This is a genomic window from Nocardia sp. 2TAF39, assembly GCF_052114905.1.
Classification (GTDB): domain Bacteria; phylum Actinomycetota; class Actinomycetes; order Mycobacteriales; family Mycobacteriaceae; genus Nocardia.
In genome coordinates this window covers 88,030-111,407 of record NZ_JBFRFQ010000020.1, presented here as the reverse complement: position 1 = coordinate 111,407, position 23,378 = coordinate 88,030, and the positions used below count along the sequence as shown (strand labels likewise).

At 68.4% G+C, this 23,378-nt stretch carries 26 protein-coding genes; 11 read left to right on the top strand and 15 right to left on the bottom strand.

Annotated elements, in window-relative coordinates:
- Positions 1 to 79 precede the first annotated feature (79 nt).
- Positions 80 to 1,087: a LysR family transcriptional regulator gene (locus AB4Z47_RS15455; RefSeq protein ID WP_441951398.1), complete on the bottom strand. Its 1,008-nt coding sequence runs from the start codon at positions 1,085 to 1,087 to the stop codon at positions 80 to 82.
- 191 nt (positions 1,088 to 1,278) lie between these two features.
- On the opposite strand from AB4Z47_RS15455, the gene AB4Z47_RS15450 reads away from it, so the two are divergent.
- The 3 genes from AB4Z47_RS15450 (at position 1,279) to AB4Z47_RS15440 (ending at position 3,078) form a co-directional block, all read left to right on the top strand.
- Positions 1,279 to 1,854 (top strand): NUDIX hydrolase, encoded by a 576-nt coding sequence (locus tag AB4Z47_RS15450; protein ID WP_441951396.1) that lies wholly within the window; start codon positions 1,279 to 1,281, stop codon positions 1,852 to 1,854.
- Between the two features lie 38 nt (positions 1,855 to 1,892).
- Positions 1,893 to 2,204 (top strand): hypothetical protein, encoded by a 312-nt coding sequence (locus AB4Z47_RS15445; protein ID WP_441951395.1) that lies wholly within the window; start codon positions 1,893 to 1,895, stop codon positions 2,202 to 2,204.
- A gap of 223 nt (positions 2,205 to 2,427) precedes the next feature.
- Positions 2,428 to 3,078 (top strand): hypothetical protein, encoded by a 651-nt coding sequence (locus tag AB4Z47_RS15440; RefSeq protein WP_441951393.1) that lies wholly within the window; start codon positions 2,428 to 2,430, stop codon positions 3,076 to 3,078.
- Positions 3,079 to 3,335: 257 nt separating this feature from the next.
- Here the strand turns inward: AB4Z47_RS15440 and AB4Z47_RS15435 are convergent, their stop codons facing one another.
- The 3 genes from AB4Z47_RS15435 to AB4Z47_RS15425 all read right to left on the bottom strand — a co-directional run bounded on the left by AB4Z47_RS15435 (position 3,336) and on the right by AB4Z47_RS15425 (position 4,518).
- Positions 3,336 to 3,788: a hypothetical protein gene (locus AB4Z47_RS15435; RefSeq protein WP_441951392.1), complete on the bottom strand. Its 453-nt coding sequence runs from the start codon at positions 3,786 to 3,788 to the stop codon at positions 3,336 to 3,338.
- A gap of 159 nt (positions 3,789 to 3,947) precedes the next feature.
- The gene (locus AB4Z47_RS15430) at positions 3,948 to 4,094 is read right to left on the bottom strand and encodes a hypothetical protein (protein ID WP_441951390.1); all 147 of its coding nucleotides are present in this window, start codon (positions 4,092 to 4,094) and stop codon (positions 3,948 to 3,950) included.
- A gap of 13 nt (positions 4,095 to 4,107) precedes the next feature.
- Positions 4,108 to 4,518 carry a hypothetical protein gene (locus AB4Z47_RS15425; protein ID WP_441951389.1) on the bottom strand — a complete coding sequence of 137 codons (411 nt, stop codon included), beginning with the start codon at positions 4,516 to 4,518 and terminating at the stop codon, positions 4,108 to 4,110.
- Positions 4,519 to 4,648: 130 nt separating this feature from the next.
- Between AB4Z47_RS15425 and AB4Z47_RS15420 the strand changes: the two genes are divergently transcribed.
- A complete protein-coding gene (locus AB4Z47_RS15420) occupies positions 4,649 to 5,473 on the top strand; it encodes a helix-turn-helix domain-containing protein (RefSeq protein WP_441951388.1) in 825 nt (274 codons plus the stop codon).
- Positions 5,474 to 5,753: 280 nt separating this feature from the next.
- On the opposite strand, the gene AB4Z47_RS15415 is transcribed toward AB4Z47_RS15420, so the two are convergent.
- The 5 genes from AB4Z47_RS15415 to cobC form a co-directional block, all read right to left on the bottom strand.
- Complete coding sequence (locus AB4Z47_RS15415) at positions 5,754 to 6,965, bottom strand: bifunctional RNase H/acid phosphatase (RefSeq protein ID WP_441951386.1); 1,212 nt, start codon at positions 6,963 to 6,965, stop codon at positions 5,754 to 5,756.
- Between the two features lie 40 nt (positions 6,966 to 7,005).
- Positions 7,006 to 7,743 carry a zinc ribbon domain-containing protein gene (locus AB4Z47_RS15410; RefSeq protein ID WP_441951409.1) on the bottom strand — a complete coding sequence of 246 codons (738 nt, stop codon included), beginning with the start codon at positions 7,741 to 7,743 and terminating at the stop codon, positions 7,006 to 7,008.
- Between the two features lie 72 nt (positions 7,744 to 7,815).
- On the bottom strand, positions 7,816 to 8,460 hold the full coding sequence (locus AB4Z47_RS15405; protein ID WP_441951385.1) for a hypothetical protein: 645 nt from the start codon (positions 8,458 to 8,460) through the stop codon (positions 7,816 to 7,818).
- A gap of 289 nt (positions 8,461 to 8,749) precedes the next feature.
- The gene (locus tag AB4Z47_RS15400) at positions 8,750 to 9,871 is read right to left on the bottom strand and encodes a Nif3-like dinuclear metal center hexameric protein (protein ID WP_441951383.1); all 1,122 of its coding nucleotides are present in this window, start codon (positions 9,869 to 9,871) and stop codon (positions 8,750 to 8,752) included.
- A 66-nt stretch (positions 9,872 to 9,937) separates the two neighbouring features.
- Positions 9,938 to 10,978 carry an Rv2231c family pyridoxal phosphate-dependent protein CobC gene (gene cobC, locus AB4Z47_RS15395; RefSeq protein WP_441951382.1) on the bottom strand — a complete coding sequence of 347 codons (1,041 nt, stop codon included), beginning with the start codon at positions 10,976 to 10,978 and terminating at the stop codon, positions 9,938 to 9,940.
- Positions 10,979 to 11,022: 44 nt separating this feature from the next.
- Between cobC and AB4Z47_RS15390 the strand changes: the two genes are divergently transcribed.
- Positions 11,023 to 11,547, top strand: a complete 525-nt coding sequence (locus AB4Z47_RS15390; RefSeq protein ID WP_441951380.1) for a low molecular weight protein-tyrosine-phosphatase — start codon at positions 11,023 to 11,025, stop codon at positions 11,545 to 11,547.
- Positions 11,547 to 12,452 (top strand): SURF1 family cytochrome oxidase biogenesis protein, encoded by a 906-nt coding sequence (locus AB4Z47_RS15385; protein ID WP_441951378.1) that lies wholly within the window; start codon positions 11,547 to 11,549, stop codon positions 12,450 to 12,452. The genes AB4Z47_RS15390 and AB4Z47_RS15385 overlap by 1 nt, the downstream gene beginning before the upstream one ends.
- A 171-nt stretch (positions 12,453 to 12,623) precedes the next feature.
- On the opposite strand, the gene AB4Z47_RS15380 is transcribed toward AB4Z47_RS15385, so the two are convergent.
- A complete protein-coding gene (locus AB4Z47_RS15380; RefSeq protein ID WP_441951377.1) occupies positions 12,624 to 13,541 on the bottom strand; it encodes a cobalamin biosynthesis protein in 918 nt (305 codons plus the stop codon).
- 155 nt (positions 13,542 to 13,696) lie between these two features.
- Between AB4Z47_RS15380 and sigJ the strand changes: the two genes are divergently transcribed.
- Complete coding sequence (gene sigJ, locus AB4Z47_RS15375; protein ID WP_441951375.1) at positions 13,697 to 14,659, top strand: RNA polymerase sigma factor SigJ; 963 nt, start codon at positions 13,697 to 13,699, stop codon at positions 14,657 to 14,659.
- Positions 14,660 to 14,666: 7 nt separating this feature from the next.
- Here sigJ and AB4Z47_RS15370 read toward each other — a convergent pair whose 3' ends face one another.
- The 3 genes from AB4Z47_RS15370 to AB4Z47_RS15360 all read right to left on the bottom strand — a co-directional run bounded on the left by AB4Z47_RS15370 (position 14,667) and on the right by AB4Z47_RS15360 (position 16,917).
- Positions 14,667 to 14,810 carry a hypothetical protein gene (locus AB4Z47_RS15370; protein WP_441951374.1) on the bottom strand — a complete coding sequence of 48 codons (144 nt, stop codon included), beginning with the start codon at positions 14,808 to 14,810 and terminating at the stop codon, positions 14,667 to 14,669.
- Positions 14,811 to 14,878: 68 nt separating this feature from the next.
- Complete coding sequence (gene ald / locus AB4Z47_RS15365) at positions 14,879 to 16,000, bottom strand: alanine dehydrogenase (protein ID WP_441951372.1); 1,122 nt, start codon at positions 15,998 to 16,000, stop codon at positions 14,879 to 14,881.
- A 149-nt stretch (positions 16,001 to 16,149) separates the two neighbouring features.
- Entirely contained in the window at positions 16,150 to 16,917 is a 768-nt protein-coding gene (locus AB4Z47_RS15360; RefSeq protein WP_441951370.1) for an MBL fold metallo-hydrolase, read from the bottom strand.
- 86 nt (positions 16,918 to 17,003) lie between these two features.
- Here AB4Z47_RS15360 and AB4Z47_RS15355 point away from each other — a divergent pair, with 86 nt between their 5' ends.
- The 4 genes from AB4Z47_RS15355 to AB4Z47_RS15340 all read left to right on the top strand — a co-directional run bounded on the left by AB4Z47_RS15355 (position 17,004) and on the right by AB4Z47_RS15340 (position 19,799).
- Complete coding sequence (locus tag AB4Z47_RS15355) at positions 17,004 to 17,960, top strand: GlxA family transcriptional regulator (RefSeq protein WP_441951368.1); 957 nt, start codon at positions 17,004 to 17,006, stop codon at positions 17,958 to 17,960.
- A 2-nt stretch (positions 17,961 to 17,962) separates the two neighbouring features.
- The gene (locus AB4Z47_RS15350) at positions 17,963 to 18,478 is read left to right on the top strand and encodes a gamma carbonic anhydrase family protein (protein ID WP_441951367.1); all 516 of its coding nucleotides are present in this window, start codon (positions 17,963 to 17,965) and stop codon (positions 18,476 to 18,478) included.
- A gap of 163 nt (positions 18,479 to 18,641) precedes the next feature.
- Positions 18,642 to 18,827, top strand: a complete 186-nt coding sequence (locus AB4Z47_RS15345; RefSeq protein WP_441951366.1) for a hypothetical protein — start codon at positions 18,642 to 18,644, stop codon at positions 18,825 to 18,827.
- Positions 18,828 to 19,193: 366 nt separating this feature from the next.
- Entirely contained in the window at positions 19,194 to 19,799 is a 606-nt protein-coding gene (locus AB4Z47_RS15340; protein ID WP_441951365.1) for a TetR/AcrR family transcriptional regulator, read from the top strand.
- On the opposite strand, the gene AB4Z47_RS15335 is transcribed toward AB4Z47_RS15340, so the two are convergent.
- On the bottom strand, positions 19,789 to 21,636 hold the full coding sequence (locus tag AB4Z47_RS15335) for an Eco57I restriction-modification methylase domain-containing protein (RefSeq protein WP_441951363.1): 1,848 nt from the start codon (positions 21,634 to 21,636) through the stop codon (positions 19,789 to 19,791). The genes AB4Z47_RS15340 and AB4Z47_RS15335 overlap by 11 nt on opposite strands.
- Before the next feature lie 211 nt (positions 21,637 to 21,847).
- Positions 21,848 to 23,221 carry a C4-dicarboxylate transporter DctA gene (gene dctA, locus AB4Z47_RS15330; RefSeq protein WP_441951407.1) on the bottom strand — a complete coding sequence of 458 codons (1,374 nt, stop codon included), beginning with the start codon at positions 23,219 to 23,221 and terminating at the stop codon, positions 21,848 to 21,850.
- Positions 23,222 to 23,378: the final 157 nt, after the last annotated feature.

The following is a 23,378-nucleotide window of genomic DNA, read 5'->3' as shown; positions in this document are numbered from 1 at the left end:
CGCCAACCGCGACGACTCCGCCCGCGACCATGCGACAAGCTGGTCCCGCTCGTCACCGGCCAGTACGAACTCGACATCACTACGCCCGAAACCCGCCACCCCAACACCATAGATAATTAGAGCTGCAATTTCGGGACCGACACACTAGGGAGCGGAAATGCTGCCGTTTGCCTGGTAAAGCCTGAGCCGCGAGCACACCGGCTGCGCAAAGCTCGCGTGCCGCGGCGCCGAATGCCTGGACCCGTGCGGTTGTGTTGTCCGCTCGCCAGATCAGTCCCCACTCCACCGGCTCCGCGTCGCGGAACGGAATGTAGGAGATCTCGGGTCGCGCGTAGTATTTCGCCGCGCTCATGCTGACCGGGAGGACGCCCCGCCCGGCACCGATGAGTACCAGCAGCTCCTGGAACGTCGCGGCCGAAGGGCCGAAGCGGATCGACCGCCCAGCAGGTGTGGCACAGGGAGTGCGTTCGTCGCGGAAGGATTTCGGCAGGGTTTCCGGCAAGCGCAGCACCTCGACATCGGCCAACTCCTCGACAGAGACGAACTCCTGGCCGGCAAGGGGATGTGACGATGACACAGCAAGCAGGCGAGGCTCGACGACGAGGGCGGGCCCCACGACGACCCCCTCTTCTCGCACCGGAAAAGCGAAGAACGCTATGTCCACTTCGTTTTCACGAAGCCAAGGCATGATTTCGTAGAGTTGCGCGTCCCGAATCTGGACGGCGCAATCGGGTTGTCTCTGACGGAACAGCTCCGCCGCCTCGGCCAGTAGCGTTCCGCCTGCGGCGTTGACGAACGCGACCCGCAGCGTTCCCGTCACACCTCGGCCGGCTTCGACAGCCCGCTGGAAGGCGCTGACCGTCTGGTTCCACGCGGGGCGAAGGTCCTTCTCGAGTTGTCGACCGATGGGAGTGAGTTCCACTCGTCGGCTGGTGCGGGTGAACAGGTCCGCACCGACACTCCGCTCCAGTTTCCTGATCGTCTGACTGACCCGAGTCGTCGACACTCTCATCCGCTCTGCCGTCCGACCGAAATGCAACTCCTCTGCAAGCGTCAAGAAGGCTTCCACCTCATACCGCTCCAGCATGCAACCCACTCTACGATCACGTCGCGACTCCGACCCCCCAGCACATCGCCACACAGATCCGGCAACCCGACAGCCGCTGCGTCTCGACCCGTCCGCTTCGAATCCCGCCGCTGCGGCTGGAGCCACCCGGCTCAGGCCAGTCCGTTCTCGACGGCTGACCCTGTCGGTGCCCGGCGCTACTGTCCGGTGCCATGAATGCCGCGACCGCTGCCGTCGCCGAGATCGTGGACGCAATAGCACCCCTCGACAGCCTCGAGCAGGAGCACATCGATACGGCGCTGGCCTGGCTCGCGTCGACCGACGACGTGTTCCGCCGCGCGAAACCCGCCATGCCGCCGCGGCATCTGGTCTCCTACGTCGTGCTGGTAGATCCGGAGGCGCGCAGGGTGCTGCTCGGTCGACATCGCCTCGCCGAGCTGTGGTTGCCGACCGGAGGGCACGCCGATCCTGGGGAGCATCCGCACGAGACGGCGCGCCGCGAAGCCGCCGAGGAGATCGGTGTCGAGGCGGAATTCGATGTCATCGGGCCCGACCCGCTTTTCCTCACCATCACCTCGATTGTCGACGCGAACGGGGGCCATGAGGACGTCAGCCTCTGGTACGTCATCCGCGGAGACCACAGCCGCGACTACACTCTCGATCCCCGCGAGTTCGACGGCGAAGAGTGGTGGGACATCGACGGATTCGCCATCCCACACTCCGACCCCCATTTCGGCCGCTTCCGCACCAAGCTCGACATGTCTCTCCGACGGCCGCGGGTGTTGTGACTGCCATCTATGTGCCACGACCGAAGAGAAAAGGTGAGTTGCCGAGCGATCGTGCGCTGCCGACCGACAAGGGCGAGCTGGTGGAGACGAGCACCGAGCCCGGTCATGTCACCGGGGTTCGCTGGAATCAGCGGTCGCTTGGTGACCTTGTCGAGCGGATAACCACTCGCACAAATGAAGAATCCGGGCCCGCCGAGGTGCACGATCATGGCGGCCCAGCAGACGGGACATTGGATCTCGAATTCCTCGTCGATCGAACTCGTCCAGCCTTCGCGACCACACCGTCGAGTCTCGAAGGCACCATGGACTGCGGTGAGACCCGCACGCATCCGACTTCCTTTTCGCCCTGATCCACGACGTACACGGATCCGGCACACCCGAATTCGTGCGCGACGCGATGAAGGTTTACGCGAAGGCGAATATTTAGGAATCGAAAGACGTTGCGCCCGTAGGTGTCCCATGTACGGGCGCACTTTCGTAGTCATTTCTCGGCTGGATCGCGGAATTGGCGAGACTCCCATGCCTGGGCGAGCCGGGCCATGGCACGGTATGGTCCGCGGTGACCAAGGAGGAATGACTGCCGATATGAACTACCAGCATGGCGGGCCAGGTGCCGCACCGGGCGGCTATCCGCCCGTTCATCCCCACCAGCCGGGTCACGGCTATCCGCCGCCTCGATCGTCGGCGGGTGGTGGCACCGGAATCGCGGCGGCCCTGCTTGCGTTGCTGGATGGCGGTTGGAAGATATTCGGTCTCGTCTCGATGGTGACGGTCGGATCGCGGACCTTCGACACTCTGGCAGGTCTCGCGCTGGTCAACCTGGCGGTGACCGGATTCGTGGCGTTCCTGCTCGTTCTGGGCGGTGTCCTGCTGCTGTGTCGATCGACCGTCGGCCGAGTTCTGGTCGTCGTCGGCAGCGCGCTGAGCTTGATCAACATAGTTGTCGGGCTCGTGATGGTAGGCCTTTTCGGCCTGCTGCCGATAGTCGTCTCCGTGCTGGCGCTGGCGACCCTTGTCCTCGCCGCCATCAGTCCGACCGGCCGGTGGATCGCGGCACGTCGTCAACCGACTCCGGCGTACAGCCACCAGCCCGCACCGCCATATGGTCAGCCCGCGCCCCCGCCGTACGGCCACCAGCATCCCCAGCCTTACGGGCATCCCACCGCCGCAGCCCCCGGACATCCGGCCCCGCCGTACGGCCAGCCGCCATATCCGAACCGCTGACCTGCTGGTACGAGCGCATTCGGGGCCGTCGGCCGGCCGGATTCAGCACGTCGGCAGGCGTGGCCACCGGGAGCGCTCGGTCCGGCACATGCCTCGGTGGTGTCGATGCTCACCCTGTCCTCGTCGACGGTTCACCACTGGCCAGTGCGCGCGGACGTTCGTGCTACAAGAGCCTGTGGTTCGCACCAGTGGAAGCGGGGGCGACGGACCGGTTCGCCAGGTTCGTCTCCGCACCTTCTGACGCGCAGGCGGCTCGATTACCGTCCGCGGAGGGCTCGCCAGACAACGAAGGCGATGACCGCTGCGGGTGCGGCGGCGAGCAGGGGTCGGTTGCGGAACAATTCCAGCAGCGTGCGGCCCTGCTGGGCAACCGGTTCGGGGACTCCGGCTGCCCCACGCTCGCCGACTGCGGCGGTGTTCGCCTCCGTGAGTTCGGCGCGCTCGGCCGCCCGGCGAATGGACTCGGCCGTCTTTTGCGTGGCCTCCTGGCTGTGACCCGCCCGGCGCGCGGCGGCCACTTTCTCCTCCGCCTCCCGTGTCGCCTCCGCGGCCCGGCGGCGCACGTCGGCGGCTTCGCGTTCGGCCGCGTGCCGTGCCTCGGCAGCCGTGTCCTCGGCCCGGTGCTCGGTCTCGGCCGCCTCGCCGCGCGCGGCGCCTACGATCTCCTGGAAACCGTCGGTTTCCGGATCGGGGGATTTGCGTTCGTTCATCACTGTCTCCTGTCCTCGGCGGCGCGGTGCCGGGCGGATGTCCCGATGGTGTCGATCGGCGAGCGCGGCACCAAAGACCGAGGGCGCTGGGCGAGAGAACCGCTCGTCACGCCCCTGTCGACGCCCGGTTACCCGGCGACCGCGCGGACAAACCGAACCTCAGAGGCGCAATTCCATCACGCGTTCGGGGTGTGAAGGTCGCGGCGAATGCCGCACGTCACCGGCTGCCCACGCGGCGATCTGTGCGTCGAGCAGACGGGCAAGGGCTGCCTCGTCGGCGCGGCGTGATCGGTCGTCGGTATGCATTGGTCGCGACCGCTCAGGCGAGTCGGCGCAGGCCGGTGAATTCGATCCCGGCGAAGACCGCGACCACGACGGCGCCGACGAGCAGGAGCGCCACACCGAGGCCGGTGAGCTCGAGGACACCGGACTCGGCCAGCGCGATCATCACTACGGCCGACAGTGCATTGACAGCGACGACCCCCTTCGCGTGCCGCGGCCGGATCTCGGGCTGTCCCGCGATCAGCAGCAGGACGAGCGCACCGCAGAGCATGGCGACACCGAACACAACACTCCAGATGGTGGGCAGCCCGAGCGGGTCCCGCAGAGCCGCGGCGCCCGCCAGCAGTACCCCACCGAAGATTCCGGTACTCCAGCCGTCCACCCGCAGCGCGGTACGCAGAAACTCACGGGTGGGTGCGGGCCGGGTGGCCGTGGTCGAGATGCTCATGTCCGCTCCTGTGGTCGATCCCTGTCGGGGCCCCATCGGCTCTCGGGTCCAACCCTGCTGACTCGAGGTGAGAGTCTCAATAACCTCTGAGGTCATGGCTGCGCGGCACGGCTGGTGATTAGCTGGGCGGGTGGCACATACACCGGTGGGAACGGAATCCAGAGCGGGCATTCTGCTGCGCGGGTGGCGGCAGCGACGCAGGCTGAGCCAGCTCGATCTGGCGCTGGCGGCCGACACCTCGGCGCGCCACTTGTCGTATGTGGAGACCGGGCGCGCCCAGCCGAGTCGGGCAATGGTGTTGCGACTGTGCGAGACGCTGGATGTGCCACTGCGCGAGCGCAATACGCTGCTGATGGCCGCGGGCTACGCGCCGGCGTATCGGGAGAGCAGCCTGGACGACGCGCATCTCACGTCGGTCCGCGCCGCGCTGGACACCATGCTGACGGCGCACGAGCCGTACCCGGCGGTGGTGGTCGATCGGGTGTGGAACGTGGTGACCGGCAACGCGGCGATGGGCGTGCTGATGCACGGCGTTCCCGACCACGTGCGGGCGCCACGGCCGAACGTGTACCGGCTGGTGCTGCATCCAGAGGGGCTCTCCGCCCGGCTGGCCAACCTCGCCCAGGTACGCGAGCTGTTCGTGGAACGGCTGGCCAGGCAGGTCACCGCGAGCGGCGATCCCGAGCTGGCGGCGCTGTACGACGAGGTGTCCGGCTACCCGGCCCCACCGCGGATCACCGACGATTCGGATCAGGCAGGGACACGAACGAGTCCGTTCGAGGTGCCGATCCGGATCCGCACCCCCGCAGGCGAGCTGTCGATGTTCAGCACGATGGCCACGTTCGGCGCACCGGCCGACATCACGCTGTCCGAACTGGCCATCGAATTGTTCTATCCTCTGGATCAATTCACCGCGACCGCGCTGCGCAACCTTGCGGCAGCAGCGAATTCGTGACAGTCCGGCGGAACCACACGGCTGTGCCGGCGGCAACCTCCGGCTGGGCGGGCGCCCGACCCGGTTCCGCCTCGAGCGCTGTGCCCAGGTTATTCGACGACACAGGTGCTTCCTGCCGCGACGCGGGCGTTGCTGCCCATGAACCACCGTCCGGGACTCTACCGCTCTGCGGCGGGACAGGTGGAGTTGAAGCGAGATTCACCGCATCGCACGAATGTGACAGGCAAATATGTTGAAGTAAGGCATAGTTCGCGGTTCCCACACCGTGTTCGGCGGCGCATCAAAGATATGACGTGTCGTTCACCAGACGCACCGATGCTGCACCGTCGGGATAGAACTCCGCTATCGAGAACGACGCCAGATCCAGATGCAGCCGGTACAGCAGCGACGGGCCGACGCCGAGCGCCAGTTGCAGCAGCGTCTTGATCGGGGTCACGTGGCTGACCACCACCACGTTCGCGCCGGGATACAACCCGACCAGATCGCGACGAGCCGCGTCCACCCGCTCCCGGACCTGATCGAAGCTCTCGCCGCCTGGGGCAGCGATCGCGGGATCGCCGATCCAGCGGGCGTGCAGTTCCGGATCGCGCTGCGCGGCCTCCAGGAAAGTCAGGCCCTCCCAGGCACCGAAGTCGGTCTCGATCAGGCCGTCGAGCACCGTGACCGGCACGCCCAGCGCGGTGGCCGCGGCGTCGGCGGTCTCCCTGGCGCGGCCGAGCGGCGAGCTGGCCACGGCCGCTATATCACCTTTGGCGGCGAGCATTTTCGCGGCGCGGGCAGCCTGCTCGCGGCCAAGGGCAGTGAGCGGAGGGTTGCCGCGACCGGAGTAGCGGCGTTGCAGCGACAGCTCGGTCTGGCCGTGGCGCAACAGAAGCAGACGGGTGGGGCGGCCGGTGGCTCCGGTCCAGCCCGGGCCGGTCTGTGCGGCCTTCGCCGCCACTGCGTCCGCGTCCCTTACCTCGTCGATCCAACTCGGCAGCTCGCGCTCGTCGCCGGTGGCGACGGCCGGATCGACGGGCCCCGTCGCCGGTGCCCGCTGCTCACGCGAAGCCGCCGAGCGGACCTCATCCACCAGGATGGCGTCGTCCATCGCCTCGTTCGCCAACCGGTCGGCGCGCGCGTTCTGCTCGCGCGGAATCCAGGTGAAGCTCACCCGCGCGAAACCGGCGACCAGCCTGCGCGCGCGGTCGGCGAGCGGAACCATGGCCGCGTGCTTGACCTTCCAGCGACCCGACATCTGCTCGACGACCAACTTGGAATCCATTCGCACCGTGACGGATTCGGCGCCGAGTTCCGCCGCCGCCTCCAATCCGGCGATCAGGCCGCGGTACTCGGCGACGTTGTTGGTGGCAACGCCGATGAACTCCCGGCGTTCGGCGAGCACCCGGACCTGCTCCGCGTCGTACACCACCGCGCCGTACCCGGCCGGGCCTGGATTGCCGCGCGAGCCGCCGTCGGCTTCGACGACCACTTCGGAATATGTCACCGCCATCCCCGCTTCGCGCGCGCGGCCGAGCCGGACAGCGGCCCGCTCACAGCCCCGATTCCTTGGTCCGGACCAGGATCGCGCCGCACTCCGGGCAGCGCACGACCACGTCGGGCGCGGTCTTGGCGATTCGTGCGATCTCACCGCGGTCGAGTTCGATGCGGCACGCGCCGCAGCGACGGGCCTGCAACAGGGCAGCACCGGCACCGTGCTGCTCGCGCTGGCGGTCGTAGATCGCGAGCAATTCGGCCGGGAACAGCGCGACCAGACCGGATCGGTCGGTGTCGCAGCGGCCCTGCGCCACAGCCAGATCCGCGAGCGCATCGTCACGCTGCCGCTGCGCAACGGCCAGATCCTCCTCGGTCTTGCTCAGCCTGGCGCCCGCGTGCTCATGGTCGGCGGCGGAAGCCTCCCGGCGCTCCATGACCTCGAGCAGTTCGTCCTCCAGTACCGAGCGGCGACGCTCCAGGCTACCCAGCTCGTGCTGGATCTCCGTCAGCTGCTTCGCGTTCACCGACCCCGCGGTGAGCATCCCCTTGTCGCGGTCCTCGCGCTTGCGGACCGCCTCGACCTCGCCTTCCAGCTTGCGGATATCGCGATCGAGGTCGTCCAGCACGATCTCCACGGCCACCGCGGCGTCCTTGTGCGCATTGCGCTCGGCCTCCAGCCGGGCAACCTCCTGCTGCTCGGGTAGCACGGTGCGACGGTGCGCGATCCGCGTCAGCTCGGCGTCGACGGCGGCGAGTTTCAGCAGCTCAGCCTGAATCGGGGGTTCGACATTCAACGCGGACAAACTCCTGGACATGGTGGACGGGGTTGGTGTTCAACCGTACCCCGCCGGACCCGTTGCCCCGCGCTAGCCGCCGACGGTGCGAGTCTTGATGGCATCCCTGGAGATGTAGACGTCGTATTCGCCGGGTACCGCGATCACCGCGTTGCCGTAGGCGGAGCGCACGAACGGCTGGGTCCACCAGCGGCCGGCCCGCATGTCGGTGAAGAAGTCCCGGTCGCCGTCGTTGAGGAAGATCTGATGCTGGGTGGTCGCCACACCGTCCAGGCGCTGGCCGTACAAGCGGCTGATCTGGTAGCCGGAGTGGAAGCCGAGGGCGTTCACCCAGGGCTCGAGCTCGACGATGCCCGCCTGCAGCACCCACATGTCACCCTCGACCCGATAGGTCTCGCGCTGTTCGGGATGGTCGTCGTCGCCGTAGAGCGTGACGTCCACGTCGAGCTGATGCTCCTGCCCCGCCACTTGCTTGGCGACCACGTGCGCCGCCTTGACCTCCCCGGTCAATCCCAGATACGTCTGCAGCAACGTCGCGATCCACAGCAGCACCGCCGCGACCAGCAGCAGGACGAGCCCGCTCGCGCCGCGGGCGACCAGCGCCCGCATCCCGCCCCGGCGCGCCGTGATCAGTCCGGAGACGATCAGCGCGACACCGACGAGCAGCAGCAGGATCAGGCCGATCTGCACGACCCCGAAATCGACCGGAAAACTCATACCTGCGCCTCGCCAGCCCTCGGCTCCGGCACGCGCAATGCGCGCTGTGACATGATTCGCTCGCTACGCTCACTCATACCTGCGCCTCGCCAGCCCTCGGCTCCGACATGCGCAATGCGCGCTGGGTGTTGATGATTCGCTCGCTGCGCTCGCTCATGCGCTAGTTGTACCCCGCACGAGCCGCACAATTCACCCGAACCGACCACCGCATCCCCGCGCGAACGCGGTCACGCCCAATCGTTACGACTCCGTTGCCAGGACAACGGCATTTGGGTTCTGCGGCCGGCGGTCAGCTGGATGCTCGAACCGTCCATGGGTCGGTGCGCAGCGTGGACACGCGGGTCTCCAGGTCGGGCAGCGCGGTCCGGACAAGCGATTCCGCCTGTGCACACCAAGGGAATTCGGTGGCCCAGTGCGCGGCGTCGACGAGGGCGGGCCCACCCCGGCGCAGGTGCTCGTCGACCGGGTGGTGCCGCAGATCGGCGGTGACATAGGCGTCGACGCCGAGACGGGCCGCGGCGGTCAGGTAGGAATCGCCTGCGCCGCCGCAGACCGCGACGGTGTAGACGGTGCGGTCGGGATCGCCCGCGGCGCGCACACCCCACGCGGTGGGTGGGAGGGCGGCCGCCACCCGATCGGTGAAGGCGCGCAACGACTCCGGCTGCGGCAGAGTGCCGACCCGACCGATCCCCAGCGACGAGGGCAGCAGGACGCGTTCGCTGATGTGGTAGGCCGGGACCTCGTAGGGATGGGCTGCGCGCAGCGCGGCGAGCATCGCCGAACGCGCCGCCGGCGCGGCGACCACTTCGACCCGGTCCTCCTCGACATGCTGGAGTTCGCCGAGGGCGCCGCGCGCCGGATTCGCCTCGGCCGGCGGACGGTATTGACTGGTCGCGGGCACCCGCAGCGCGCAGTCCCGATAGTTCCCGCTGCTGCCGGCGCCCGCGGCGAAAAGCGCGGCCAGCACCGCGTCTGTGTGCGTACGCGGCACCTGGACCACCCAGTTGTCCACAGCGGATTCGGGTTTCGCATCCAGCGGACCGGTCACGGTGAGCCCGAGGGCCGCGGCGAGCGCGTCCGAAACTCCGGGATCGGCGGAGTCGGCGTTGGTGTGCGCGGTGAACAGGGCGCAGCCGGAGCGGATGAGCCGATGCAGCAGCGCGCCTTTCGGCGTGTCAGCCGCGACGGTGTCGACACCCCGCAGCAGCAGCGGGTGATGCACCACCAGAGCTTGGGCGCGCCCATCTATCGCCTCGTCGACGACGGCTGCGGTGGCATCGACCGCGAACAGCACGCGGGTCAGCTCCTCCGCGGGATCGCCGCAGACCAGCCCGATCGAGTCCCAGGACTCGGCCAGCCGCGGCGGGTAAGCCGCGTCGAGCACCGCGATGAGATCCGCGAGCGTGGTCATCGTCTACCTTCCTTCGCTTCGGTCATGCACTGCCACTTCGGTTTCGTTCGGCTTCGCCGCATGCGGTCACCGCATACCTGCCGACCGGATTGCGGCGACGAGCCGATCCACCTCCGGTCCGTCGCGGACCGCGACCCTCAGATGATTCGGGCCGAGACCGGGGAACGTGTCGGCCCGGCGAACCGCGATCCCCCGGTCGGCCAAATGCTTGCGCAGCAGTTCGCCGTCCGCGACGTGCAGCAGCAGGAACGGACCCTCGGCCGGGGTGTGCACGTGTACGTCGAGTTCGGTCAGCCGCTCGATCATCGCGGCACGTGCCGCGGCGACAGCCTCGGCCCGCCGCTCGGCCTCGATGATCGCCGCCTCGTCGGCGGTGGCGGTGATCGCCTCCAGCTGGAGCGTGCCGAGCGGCCAGTGGGACCGCCCGCGCTCGAGCCGCGCGAGAAGCGCGGGATCGCCGAGAAAGTAGCCGCAGCGCAGACCTGCGAGCGCCCAGGTCTTGGTGAGGCTGCGCAGCACAAGGAGGTCGGGCGCCGCGTCCGCGGCGAGGGATTCGGATTCGCCCACCACCGCGTCCGCGAACGCTTCGTCGACCACAATGGTGCGGCCCGGCCTGCGCAGCGCGTGAACGGCGTCCGCCGGGTGCAGCACGGAGGTCGGGTTGGTCGGGTTGCCGAGCACCACCAGATCTGCCTCGACCGGCACCGAGGCGGAATCGAGCAGGTAGGGCGGTGGCAGCAGCACCCTGGTCACCGGAACACCCGCCTCGCGCAGCGCGAGTTCCGGCTCGGTGAACGACGGATGCAGCACCGCGGCCAGCCGCGGAGCGAGGCGGGGCAGCATCGCGAACCCCTCCGCGGCGCCCGCCAGCAGCAGCACCTCGTCGGGAGCACGGCAGTGCCGGGCCGCGACCGCGCGGCGCGCGGCGTCCGTGTCCTCGGCGCTGGGATAGCGGCCGAGCGTTTCGAGCCGGGTGGCCAAGCGCTGCCGCAGCCACTGCGGCGGCGCCACGCCCTGGACGTTCACCGCGAAATCGAGCATGCCCGGACGTGCGTCCACGTCGCCGTGGTAGCGCAGTTTCGCGCGATCGACACTGTCCTCGGGCACGAGACGACACCCTACGTGGCGGTCCTGGCGCGCGACCGGCCAGAATGGCAGTCGTGGGTCAGCTGCACGTGTCGTTCGTCTGTACCGGCAACATCTGCCGTTCTCCGATGGCGGAAAAAATCTTCGCGGTGCATTTGTACCGGTCCGGACTGGCCGACCGGGTGCGGGTGAGCAGCGCGGGTACCGGGTCATGGCACGTCGGCGACGACGCCGACCCACGGACCGACGCGACGCTGCGCAAGTACGGCTATCCGACCGGACATGTCGCCGCCGCGTTCGGCGCCGAGCACCGCGACGCCGATCTGGTGGTCGCGCTGGACAGCTCGCACCAGCGGGAACTGGCCCGCCTCGGCGTACCGCGGGAACGGCTGCGGCTGCTGCGCACCTTCGACCCCGACGCCGACGACCAGGACGTGGCCGACCCCTACTACGGCAGCGCCGCCGACTTCGAGCTCGTTCGGGATCAGATCGAATCGGCCATCCCCGGCCTGCTCGACTGGGTGCGCGCCGAGCTGCACACGGCCGCCGAGCCGCCTGACCGGAGATCCCTCCTCGACGGACGATCCTGATGCGCAGGTTCACCTTTCTGCTGCGCCCCAGCTGGCTGATCCTGGCGGTGCTGGTCGCCGCGTTCGCCTACCTGTGCTTCACCGTGCTCGCGCCGTGGCAGCTCGGCAAGAACACGGCCACCTCACACCGCAATCAGCTGATCGCCGATTCGGTCCGGGCCGAGCCGGTGGACGTCATCACGGTCTTCGGCGACACGGCCGGCTCGCACACCGAATGGCGTCGTGTGACCGCCTCCGGAAATTACCTTCCCGACTCCACGGTGCTGGTGCGGCTGCGCCACCTCGACGGTGCGCCCGGTTACGCGGTGCTCGCGACGTTCCGGCTGGACGACGGGCGCGTGCTGCTTGTCGATCGCGGGCTCGTCGCCGCGGTGGACGGGTCCCGCCCACCGCGGATCCCCGAACCGCCCACCGGGCCACAGCGCATCGAAGCGCGGATCCGCATGTCCGAAGGCGTCACACCCGGCAAGGACCCGAGCGTCCAGGACGGCTACCGCCAGGTGTACTCCATCGACACCGCTCAGGAGTCGACGGTTCTCGAACAGCCCGTCACCGCTATCCCGACCGGCGAACGCGGCGGCTACCTGCAGCTGAGCGAGAACCAGCCGGGTGTGTTCACCCCCACCCCGCTCCCGCAGCTCGACGCGGGCCCATATCTGTCCTACGGCCTGCAATGGCTGGCCTTCGGCATCATGGCACCGCTGGGGCTCGGCTACTTCGTGTACGCCGAGATCCGGGAGCGGCGGAAGGAAAAGGGCGCCGCCGCCACAACTCGCGCCAAGACAACTCGCGGGGCAACGACTCCCGCAGGCGCAGCTGCGGTCGCAGCAACCACGGCGACCGAACCCGCCGAACCTGCCACCGAGGCGCGCCTCGCCGACCGCTACGGCCGCAGTCGCAGCTGAACCCATTCTGCGCACAACCACGTCGCCGCCTGCCGCGACGTGCACAACCCCGGCATTCGACCCGGGCGAATTCGGCTTGATACCTGCCGCGTCCGGACCCACAGCCAAGCCGAAGGACGCTGTGGCGCCGACCGGCCGAGACTCATAGACGGCCGGGCACGCGAAGCGGATTCAGCCCTTGATGGCGGCGACAGCGGCGGCGAGAAGGGCGGCGACGAGTTGGACGGCTTCGGAGAGGCGGACCGCGCGTCGCAGATCGTCGACGGTGGGGGCAGGGCCGTCGCCGAGGGGTGGACGCTGCTCGACGCCATGCGGATACTGCGTGCGGCCACCCAGCCGGACGCCGAGCGCGCCCGCCATCGACGCTTCGACCACCCCTGCGTTGGGGCTGGGATGCCCGGCGGCGTCGCGGCGCCAGGCCCGCAGCGCAGCGGTGGGGCGTCCGCCGATCAGCGGTGCGAGCGCCGCCGTGAGCAATCCGGTGAGCCGGGCCGGGATCAGATTCGCCACGTCGTCGACGCGCGCCGCGGCCCAGCCGAAACGCAGGTAGCGATCGTTGCGGTAGCCGACCATCGCATCGAGCGTGTTGATCGCGCGATACCCCAGCAAACCGGGCACGCCCGCCACGGCGCCCCAGACGACCGGAGCGACGGCCGCGTCGGAGGTGTTCTCGGCGATGGACTCCAAGGCGGCGCGTGCAAGCCCGTTCGCGTCGAGCACATCCGGGTCGCGACCGCACAGCGCGGGCAGCAGCGCGCGAGCGCCGTCCAGATCGCCGCCGGCCAGCCGGTCGGCAATTACGCGACCGGTGCGTGCCAGGCTGTGCCCGCCGAGGACGGTCCAGGTCGCGACCGCGGTCGCGGCTACGCCGCCCCGCCGCGCCGCCACACCGAGCCCGACAACCGAACCGACCGCGAGCCCCTCGTGCACCAGCCCCGCCGCGCGCCTGTCGGCGTAGATCACCGATTCCAGCGCCGCGGCCGCCGTGCCGAACGCCGCCACCGGATGTCCTCGCCGGGGATCGCCGAACACCCGGTCGAGCGCGAATCCGAATAACAGCCCGACCGCGATGGACGTCCCCTTCTGCACTCGGCGAGGTTATCGGGTGGGTCCGACGGTCTGAGCGGCTGGCCGGGGCCGTCACCGCCGCGTGGACGTGTCACACTCCCGGCCCCCGCGTCGTCGACCTGGTGACGCATTCATACACTCCCCGTGGGGACCGAACGACCGAACGGCGAACAGCAGTGAATTCCGAACAGCCCTCCGCCCCGGAGCCCCTCGACCAGGCCGAGCTGGCCAGGCGTTTCGAGGAACACCGGCCGTATCTGCGCAGGCTCGCCTACAGCACGCTGGGCAGCCTCACCGACGCCGACGACGTGGTGCAGGAGGCGTGGCTGCGGTTGCAGCGCCAGCACGAGGCGGGCACCGCGGACGACATCGACAACCTGCGCGCATGGCTGTCCACGGTGACCGGGCGGCTCGCGCTCGACCACCTGGGCTCGGCCCGCATGCGCCGGGAGCAGTACGTGGGTGAATGGCTGCCCGAGCCCGAGGTGACCAGCTGGGACGACCCGGCCGACCGGATCACCCAGGACGAGCGGGTCACCACGGCCTTGCTTGTCGTCCTCGAATCGCTGTCCCCTGCCGAACGCACCGCCTTCGTGCTGCAGGACGTGTTCGGTATGAGCGGCCCCGAGGTCGCCGAGGTGGTCGGCCGCTCCCCTGCCGCTGTCCGCCAGCTCGCCTCCCGTGCTCGCAAGCACGTCGAGGACGGCACCCCACGCTTCCCCGCGTCGCCCGACGAGCAGGAGAAGGTGGTGTCGGCCTTCGCGCTGGCCTGGCGTTCCGGCGACTTGAGTGCCCTGCTCGGCGTGCTCGACACGAACGTCAGCCTCACCGCCGACGGCGGCGGCAAGGTGCCCGCGATCCGGCAGCCCGTGCACGGCGCCGAACTGGTGGCCAAGCTGCTGCTCGGCTGGTACCACGCCCCGTCCGCGGCGGGCGCCTGGGGCCGGGCGGTGCTGGTCAACGGCCGGCCGGGTCTTGTGGTCTTCGACGGCACGCACACCGGTGTCTTCTCCTTCACCGTCGACGACGGCCGCATCGTCGCGATCGACGTGGTCCGCAACCCGGACAAGCTCCACGACCTGCCCACCAGCGGCCAGCCCGACTGGTATTTGGGCGAGGGCCGCACCGACGAGGCGTAGCCGAGAGCTACCTCCGCAGCCGCGTCGGTGGCGAGATCGCCCCGTGCCACCGACGCAGCACCCCGACCTCACGAATCGCCGCGGTTACCTTGTTGGTGCGCACCTCGTCACGACCGTGAACGACAAGGCTCACGACATATGCGGCCAGCATGCCGTCTCCATGCCTACCATCCGCGCTGACCGAGGCTCCGCGCCGTCGCTGCGCGTGCTCGCACGCCGCTACAGCAGAGCCAGTACGTTTTCCAGAGCCACGGCGTCGATACCGATCGCCTCGCCGACGGCGGCATTGGTGAGCACCCCAGCGTGCGTGTTCAGGCCGAGAGCCAGGCTTCGATCATCCTCCAGGGCCCGCTTCCAGCCTTTGTCTGCCAGCGCAACGACATATCGCAGAGTGGCATTGATGAGTGCGTGGGTGGAAGTCGTGGGAACGGCGCCTGGCATGTTGGCCACGCAGTAGAAGACCGAGCCATGGACGATGTACGTCGGCTCGGCGTGCGTTGTCGGACGGGAGTCCTCGAAACAGCCGCCCTGATCGATGGCGATATCGACGAGTACTGTGCCCGACTTCATACGTGAAACCAGTTCGCTGGAAACCAACGTCGGTGCCTTGGCGCCTGGGACAAGGACGGCTCCGATAACCAAATCAGCATCGAGACATGCACTCTCGATCGCGTCGACATTGGAGGCAAGCGTCTGCAGCCCCCCGCGGTAGATCCGGTCGGCTACCGCCAGTGGCGCGGGCTCGCGGTCCAGCAGGGTGACTTGTGCGCCCATGCCGACCGCGATCTGAGCGGCATTCATGCCAGCGACGCCGGCGCCGATGACGACAACCTTCGCCGGTGGCACCCCGGGCACACCGCCGAGTAACACCCCCCGACCACCAGCCCGTTTCAGAAGAGCGGCAGCACCGACCTGAGTAGCCAGCCTGCCTGCCACCTCGGACATCGGCGCCAGCAGAGGCAGCGAGCGGTTGGGCAACTGCACCGTCTCATATGCGAGCCCGGTAACCCGGCGGGCCAGCAGTTCCTCGGTCAGGGTCCGGTCGGCGGCGAGATGCAGATAGGTGAACAGCACCTGTCCCTCGTGCATCCGGCCGTATTCCTCGGCAACGGGTTCCTTGACCTTGAGGACCATCTCGGCGTCGCCCCAGAGCATGTCGACGTCGGGCTGGAGGACAGCGCCCGCAGCGGCGTAATCCTCGTCCGTGATCGAGGAGCCACCCCCAGCTCCTCGCTGCACGACAACCTCGTGGCCGTGTAGTACCAGTTCGTGTACCCCAGCCGGGGTGATGGCCACGCGATACTCGTTGTTCTTGACCTCCTTCGGTATGCCGATCCGCATTGCCTCCGCACCCTTCTCTCGTGATCCGGACCGATCCAGCACCGACAGAAACCGCTCGCTCCTTGCGCACAGAGCACGACAGCGGCCCGACATCAGGATGGTGCACGTTGCTCACCTGTACAAGCAGATGGTGTACGGCGGCGTGCCACTCACCGGCCCAGGGTTGCCTCCGTACCCATGGGTGGAATGTGCAGCTGGTCAGCGCGGTCCGCGTAGCGGAAGACGCGGGCGAGGTGGTCGAGCGTCTCGCTGAAATGGGCCCAGCCCTCGCCGTGCACCGGGACGATCAGGGCGTCGCCGAGCAGTTCGGCGGCCAGCAGGGCGGTGCGGGCGTTCAGGGTGGCGTCGGCATCTCCGAACCGGCCGACATTGGCGGCGCCCACGTTGAGAACTGCGATGTCGATCCGGCCGATTCGCTCGACGATCCGCGCCACCACGTCGACGGAGGCGTTGTCGCCCGAGACGTATACCGTCGGCTCCCCGTCGGCTTGCAGGACAAAGCCGGTGACGATCCCGCTGAACGGCTCGCACCCTTCCGGACCGTGCAGCGCGGGCACGCCTGTCACGCGGACTCCGTCCACCGTCACGGTCTCCCAGTTCTCCAGTCCGCGCACCCCGTGGATCCGGGTCGCCGCGCCGGGCGTGGACAGCACGGTCGGCACTGTGGTCAGAAATGTGCGACCGGAATTGTCCAGGTTGTCGGCGTGTTCGTCGTGCGAGAGCAACACGATGTCCACCGGGCCGACCTGCTGCGGCGACACCGCGGGGCCGATGAGTTTGTGCAGCGTGACCGGGCCCGGGTAATCGCCCGGGCCGTCGAAGGTAGGGTCGGTCAGCCAGGTGCGGCCCGCGTAGCGGAACCGGAGGGTCGGTCCGCCGACGTGCAGAACTTCGAGGGTGGCTCGTTCTGTGCTCATTGTTCGCTCACTCATGCCGTCGATCCTGTCCTGGCCGCGGCAACGTCAACAGTGGCCCATGAGCCCACCACCGCTAAAATCGGGCCATGCATACCGTGGCCGTCGTCGCCTTCGACGGGATCAGCCCGTTCCACCTGTCCGTCCCGACCCTCGTCTTCGGCCGGGTGGGGGTCGGCGGTCCGGCACCATACCGGGTCGACATCTGCGCCGAACAACCCGGAAGGTTGCGCACCCCGGCCGGTTTCGATATCGACGTCCGGCATGGGCTCGAGACCCTTGCCCGCGCCGACACGGTCGTGATCCCGAGCTGGGAGCGTGACATGCCGCTGTCGGAGGATCTGCGGACCGCCCTGCACGATGCGCACGCGGGCGGCGCCAGGATCGTCGGCCTCTGCCTCGGCTCGTGGGCAGTGGCGGCCACCGGGCTGGCCGACGGGCGCGAAGTGACCACACACTGGGCCGCGGCCGCCCAACTGGCTCACGCCTACCCGGCGGTCCGGGTTCGCGCCGACACGCTGTGGTCGGACCTCGGAGACATCGTTACGTCCGCGGGCGTGGCCGCGGCCCTGGACTGCTGCCTGCACCTGGTACGGGGAGACCTCGGTAGCCGCGAGGCCACCGAACTCGCCAGAGCGATGGTCACCGCCCCGCACCGCAGCGGCTCACAGGCGCAGTACATTCCAGTGGCGGTGCCCGACGCCGCCGACGACGACCCGATCGAACGCGCGATGGTCTGGGCGCGAACACACCTCGGCGAGTCGATCGATCTGGACGGCTGGGCACGGGTCGCGCTCATGTCGCGGCGGACCTTCACCCGCCGCTTCCGCGACCGCACCGGAAGCAGTCCACAGCAGTGGCTGCTGCTGCAGCGCGCCGACCGCGCACGGCTGCTGCTCGAATCCACCGGCGACACCATCGAACGCATCGCCACCGAAGCCGGATTCGGGACGGCGGTGAGCCTGCGCCACCACTTCCACCGCATTCTCGGAACCAGCCCGGCCGCCCACCGCGCCAGCTTCCAGGGGTCACGGCTAGGTTCGTGACCATGCGGATTCAGGTGGGCGAGTATGCGCCGGAAATCGAGGAGAGCGCGTGGATCGCGCCGAACGCCACAGTGATCGGCCGCGTCCAGCTCGCGGACGAGGTGAGCGTGTGGTATGGCGCGGTGCTGCGGGGCGACCTGGAGGGAATCGAGGTCGGCGCCCGCAGCAATATCCAGGACGGCTGCGTGCTGCACGCCGACCCGGGCTTCCCGCTCACCGTCGGCACCGGAGTCTCGGTGGGACACAACGCAATCCTGCATGGGTGCACAATCGGCGACGACGTCCTGGTCGGCATGGGCGCCACGATCCTCAACGGCGCCGTCGTCGGAGCGGGCAGTCTGATCGCGGCGAACGCGCTGATCCCGGAAGGCGCGCAGATTCCACCCGGCTCCCTGGTGGCCGGCGTGCCCGGCAAGGTCCGCCGGGAACTGGGCGAGTCGGAGCAAGATCGCATTCGCCTGAATGCGACCGTCTACTTACACAACGCAGCCCGTCACCGCACGGCAAATGAGGTGTGAGACAGGACACATTTATCGAAGGCGTCGCCAGAAGCGCTGATAACATTCAGCCAGCGTGCCCGGTGACCCGGGGTCTCCTGCCGGAACGGTTGTCGTGCGGCTCGTAGCGCAGTGGTGAACCAACCCGGGTCGCTGGGTGAGCGTGCAGGCAGGAGGTATCACGGTGTCGTACGTGCAGTCGGGTGTACACCGGCCCCAGGGGCGGATCAGCGTGGCCGACATCGCGGCCCAACCTGGCGGAGTCGAGGCACTCCAGCGTAGGGTTCATGAATTACGTTCCACCGGCGTCGATTTCGCCGCCAACGCGATCGAGCAGGAAATGGCCGAGCTGAATTTGCCCCGCCAGTGACCAGAACGCCATGGTCGCCGCGTGTCGCGTTGCCGCGGTGACCGTAACAGGTCCAGCCGTGGTGTGCTGATCGAGCGCTCTCAGCGCGGCCCGCCTTCGCACCGGCCGTCAGCTACCGTCCAGGCGCGGACACGGCGGTCAAGACGATGATGGGCAGGCGAAATGTCCCGCGCGCAAGGGATTATCGTCGCGGCGAAGTCAAAACCGCCTGGTGCTCGGTTCCCGTCGGGCATGCCCGACCGCACCGCGGCATCCCGGTGGAATAATGAACGTCCCGTCCACACCGTCGCTGTGCCGCTCCGCGCGGCCCACCCGCCTGGCGTCCGCACCGAGACCACTGGAGATCCGATGCCTACCGTTCCGCCCATGCTGCAGCGCATCCTGGAGAAACCGGTCGCCGACGGCGAGAAGCTGCTGGAAAGCGCGCTCTCGGCGTTCCTGGACTTCGGCATCAAGCGGACCAGCATGGGCGAGATCGCGCGCCGGGCGGGCATCAGCCCGGCCACCCTGTACCGGCGCTTCGAGTCGAAGAACGACCTCGTCGAGGCGGTGAGCGTGCGGGAAGCGCAACGCTTCGTCGCCGCTATCGACGGGCAGGTGCAAGCCGTTTCCGGCAGCGATGATCAGCTTGTGGAGATCTTCGTCGCCTTTATCGGCGCCATCGCGGGCAACGAGTTGCTCCGCCGACTGCTGCGGACCGAGCCCGACCTGATCCTGCCTCGGCTGACCACCGACGCGGGAGCGATCCTCGCCGTCGGCCGCGGCTATCTGGCCGAGAAACTGGGCGAACTACGGGATGCCGGCGGCACGCACGATTTCGATGCCGACCTGGTCGCCGAGATCATGGCCCGACTGGCTCTCTCGCTCGCGCTCACGCCCGACGGCCTCATCCCGGTGACCGACCAGGATGCCGCGCGCGAGTTCGCCCGCCGCACCCTGCTGCCGATGGTCGGGGTCGGGGTCAGGGCCTAGGAAGTCCGAACGCCGCCGCCACGCGCTCGTCCAGCTCAGCATGGGCCGCGGCGTCGGGCGGACGGCCTTCGACCAACTCGCGGACCAGATCGACGACGCCCGCGGACCGGGCGGTGGCCGGGTCGGGTAGCGGAAGCCGCGACACGTACTGGGTGATCCAGCGCCGCCTGCCGGAGTACAGACGATTGCCGCAGACCGCGTCGTAGAACCGTAGCCCGAGTGCCGAATTTGCCACGCCCATCAGCAGATACGCCAGCCTTTCCGCGTCCGGGCCAGCGCAGGACAGGTCGGGTAGCGAGACCCAGTAGCAGTCGCCGTTGACCACCGCGCCCGAGCGATCCAGCGCGAAACGAGGACGGTCGCTGATGTCCGGGAAGACGAGCTTCGGCTCGCGCCACAGGTGCGGGCGCTGCGGAACCCAGATCTCGAACCACTCCCGCCCGCTCGCGGTGACATAGCGGCGAGCAGCGAGCGTCTCCTTGTTGGCCAGTAGATACGCCGCGGCGTCCGGGAAGTCGGCGAGATCGACGGGGACACGGTGTGAACGCGCCAGATCGTAGGGGTACAGCACGCGGATGTCGCGGTCGCGGGTGGCCAGCCATGGGCCGAGATCGTGGTGGGTGATCAGGGCGAGCAGGAGTTCGGGCTCGGGGGACGGGTCTGCTTCGGCCCAGCGATCGGAGATGAAAACGCGATCCGCGGTGGTCTTGATGCCGACTCGGATGCGCGCGACATCACCGAAGCTGCGCCAGGTGGCGGCGCCGACCTTCGCCAGCCAGATGTCGACCGCGTCGTGCGACATCCGCCACGCGGCCTCGGGTTCGCGCGCGCCACGTGGCGCGGTCTCCCGACGCGTTTGCCCTCGGCGAGCCCACGAACGATCCCTGGGCGAGCGCTCGGGAGACGCCGGAAGCCCAATCGGTCTGATGTCCGAAAGCCCACTCGCAGTGGATCTTTCGTCGTTGAGAGCCTGATTCGATGCGAAACGCGACGTGGACCTGTCCTGCGGATACCGCCCGGTCACCAACCTGCCCACCTCGACGGCGAAGGTGCGCCCGTTGTGCTGGACGAGCGAGCAATGATCCGCTGTCAGCGCATCGAAAAGATCCATTTCACCGGGTATTTCGCCGGAACTCACCTGGTACGTGGAAGCGTAACGGCAGCTGTCACGGCAGCTGCCGCGACGCGCGATGGTGATCGCGGGCAGCACAGCCGCCGCGAAGAGCTTCGTATCGCCCAGGTCGTACAGTTCGACCGGTGCCAGCTCGCTCAGCAGCAGCCGCCGGATGTTCGCACCGGCCTTGGTGGTCAGGAATCTGTTGGCGCACAACAGGCCGAGCATCCCCCCGGTAGGCAGCAGCCGTGGCAGCGTCGCGACGAACGGATGCGTCAGATCGATCCGTCCGCGCAACCCGAAACGCTTGCTCAGCAGCTGTGCCGTCGATCCGCCCAACTGCTGGGTCCGCACGTACGGGGGATTGGTGATCACCGCGTCGAACGAACCGTCCGCGAGCTCCGCCTCGACCGCCAGGAAGTCGGCCACCTGCCAGTCCACGACAATCCCAGCACCACCAGCACGTTCGCGTGCCACCGCGAGCGCATCGCCGTCGAGGTCGTAACCGGTCAGGACCGGCCGGGCGCCGGGAAGCCGCGCCGCGATCTCCGCGTGCACCGCGAACAGCAGCTCGCCGTCACCGCAGGCCGGATCGAGCACACGCAGGACCCCCGATACCGACGGCTCGGCGTGCCGCAGCAGCCTGCCCGCCAGGAACCGCGCCAGCGCGGGCGGCGTGTAATGCCTGCCGTGCCGCTTTCGGTCCCGCGCCTCGGAAGCCATACCCGGATTCTGCCTCGTCCAAGCGCTGCGATCGCGACAATGCGAGCAACCTGTTCCCTGACCGGCAACGGCTCGTCGCATCTGTCCGGATCAGCAGAGTGCACCGGTCACCGAAGACCAAGAGCGGGCGCGTGATCGAGCACGGCGCATCGGCCAGTTCTTCTCAGCGCACCCGGCGACGATTGGTCCCCGCCCCTGCGCCTGGGAAATCTCACGATCCCGCAGGCTGATCCCGGGTGTACGCCACCATCGGGTCCTCCTCCGGCGGCGGCGCCACTGCCTCGCCGTCGAGCACTGCGCGCATCCGCGCAATGTCCAGCTGGCCTTCCCATGCCGCGACCACGACGGTGGCGACACAGTTGCCGAGCAGATTCACCGTGACCCGCATCGAGTCCATGATGCGATCGGCGCCGAGCAGCAGCGCCACCGCCGCCACCGGGATGGAACCGTGTCCGATGGCGCTGATCGTGGCCGACAGCGCCAGGAACGACGAACCGGGCACGCCCGCCATCCCCTTCGAGGTCAGCATCAACACTCCGACCGCGGTGATCTGCTCCCCCAGGCTCAGGTCGACACCGAGCGCCTGCGCCAGGAACAGCACGCAGATAGACAGATACAGCGTCGCACCGTCCAGGTTGAACGAGTACCCGGTCGGGATCACCAGTCCGGTCGTCGCTCGGGAGCACCCCGCTTCGGTCAGCTTGATCATGATCCGCGGCAAAACCACTTCGGTGGAGGCGGTGCCGAGCGCCAGAAACAACTCGTCCTTGATGTACCGCACGAACTTCCACAGATTCACCCCGGCGAACATCCGCGCCACCACCGCGAGGACGAGCAGGAACAGCAGCGCCGCCCCGTAACAGCAGGCGATGAGCTTTCCGTAGCTGCCGAGCGAGGACAGCCCGTACTGGCCGACGATGTAGGCCATCGCGCCGAACGCGCCCAGCGGCGCCAACCGCATGATCCATCCGATGATGGTGAAGAAGATCCGCCCGATGTGGTCGACGGCCTCCAGAATCACCGGCGGGCCGTGCTCACCGAACTTGGCGAGGGCCAGCCCGAACAGCACCGCGAAGAACAGCACCTGCAGCAGCACGTTTTCCGCGAACGCGGAAACCACCGACGCCGGAATGATGTTCAGCAGAAACTCGACGGTATGCGGCAGCTCACCGCTGCCGGTCTTCTGCGCGATCTTGTCCGCACCGGTGGCCAGGGTCTGCGGGTCGATGTCGAACCCGGCGCCCGGCTTGACGAGGTTGCCGACCAGCAGCCCGAACAGCAGTGCGAAGGTGGTGATGACCTCGAAGTAGATCAGCGCCTTCACGCCGATCCGCCCCACTGATTTCATGTCGCCGACATGGGCGATGCCGAGCACCACCGTGCAGAAGATGATCGGCGCGATCACCATCTTGATCAGCTTGACGAATCCATCGGCCAGCGGTTTGAGATCAGCACCGAAATCCGGCCAGAGCGCCCCCAGCACGATGCCCGCCACGATGGCGACCAGCAACTGTACGAACAGCGATCGATACCACGGCGTCCGCGACACCACCTCATCGCCTACTTCCCCCGAGGATTCCATCATCACAGCCACGTGACGAACCCTACGAATCCCCTGTATCGCCCCGGTGTCCCCTGTGTTGCGCCTCCGCTACCTCATCGATATATCCCGGCTGCTTACGTCTCAACACACGCAACGGCATCTGGCGAAGAACCGAGCCGCGTGCAAAGTCCGGTAGAAA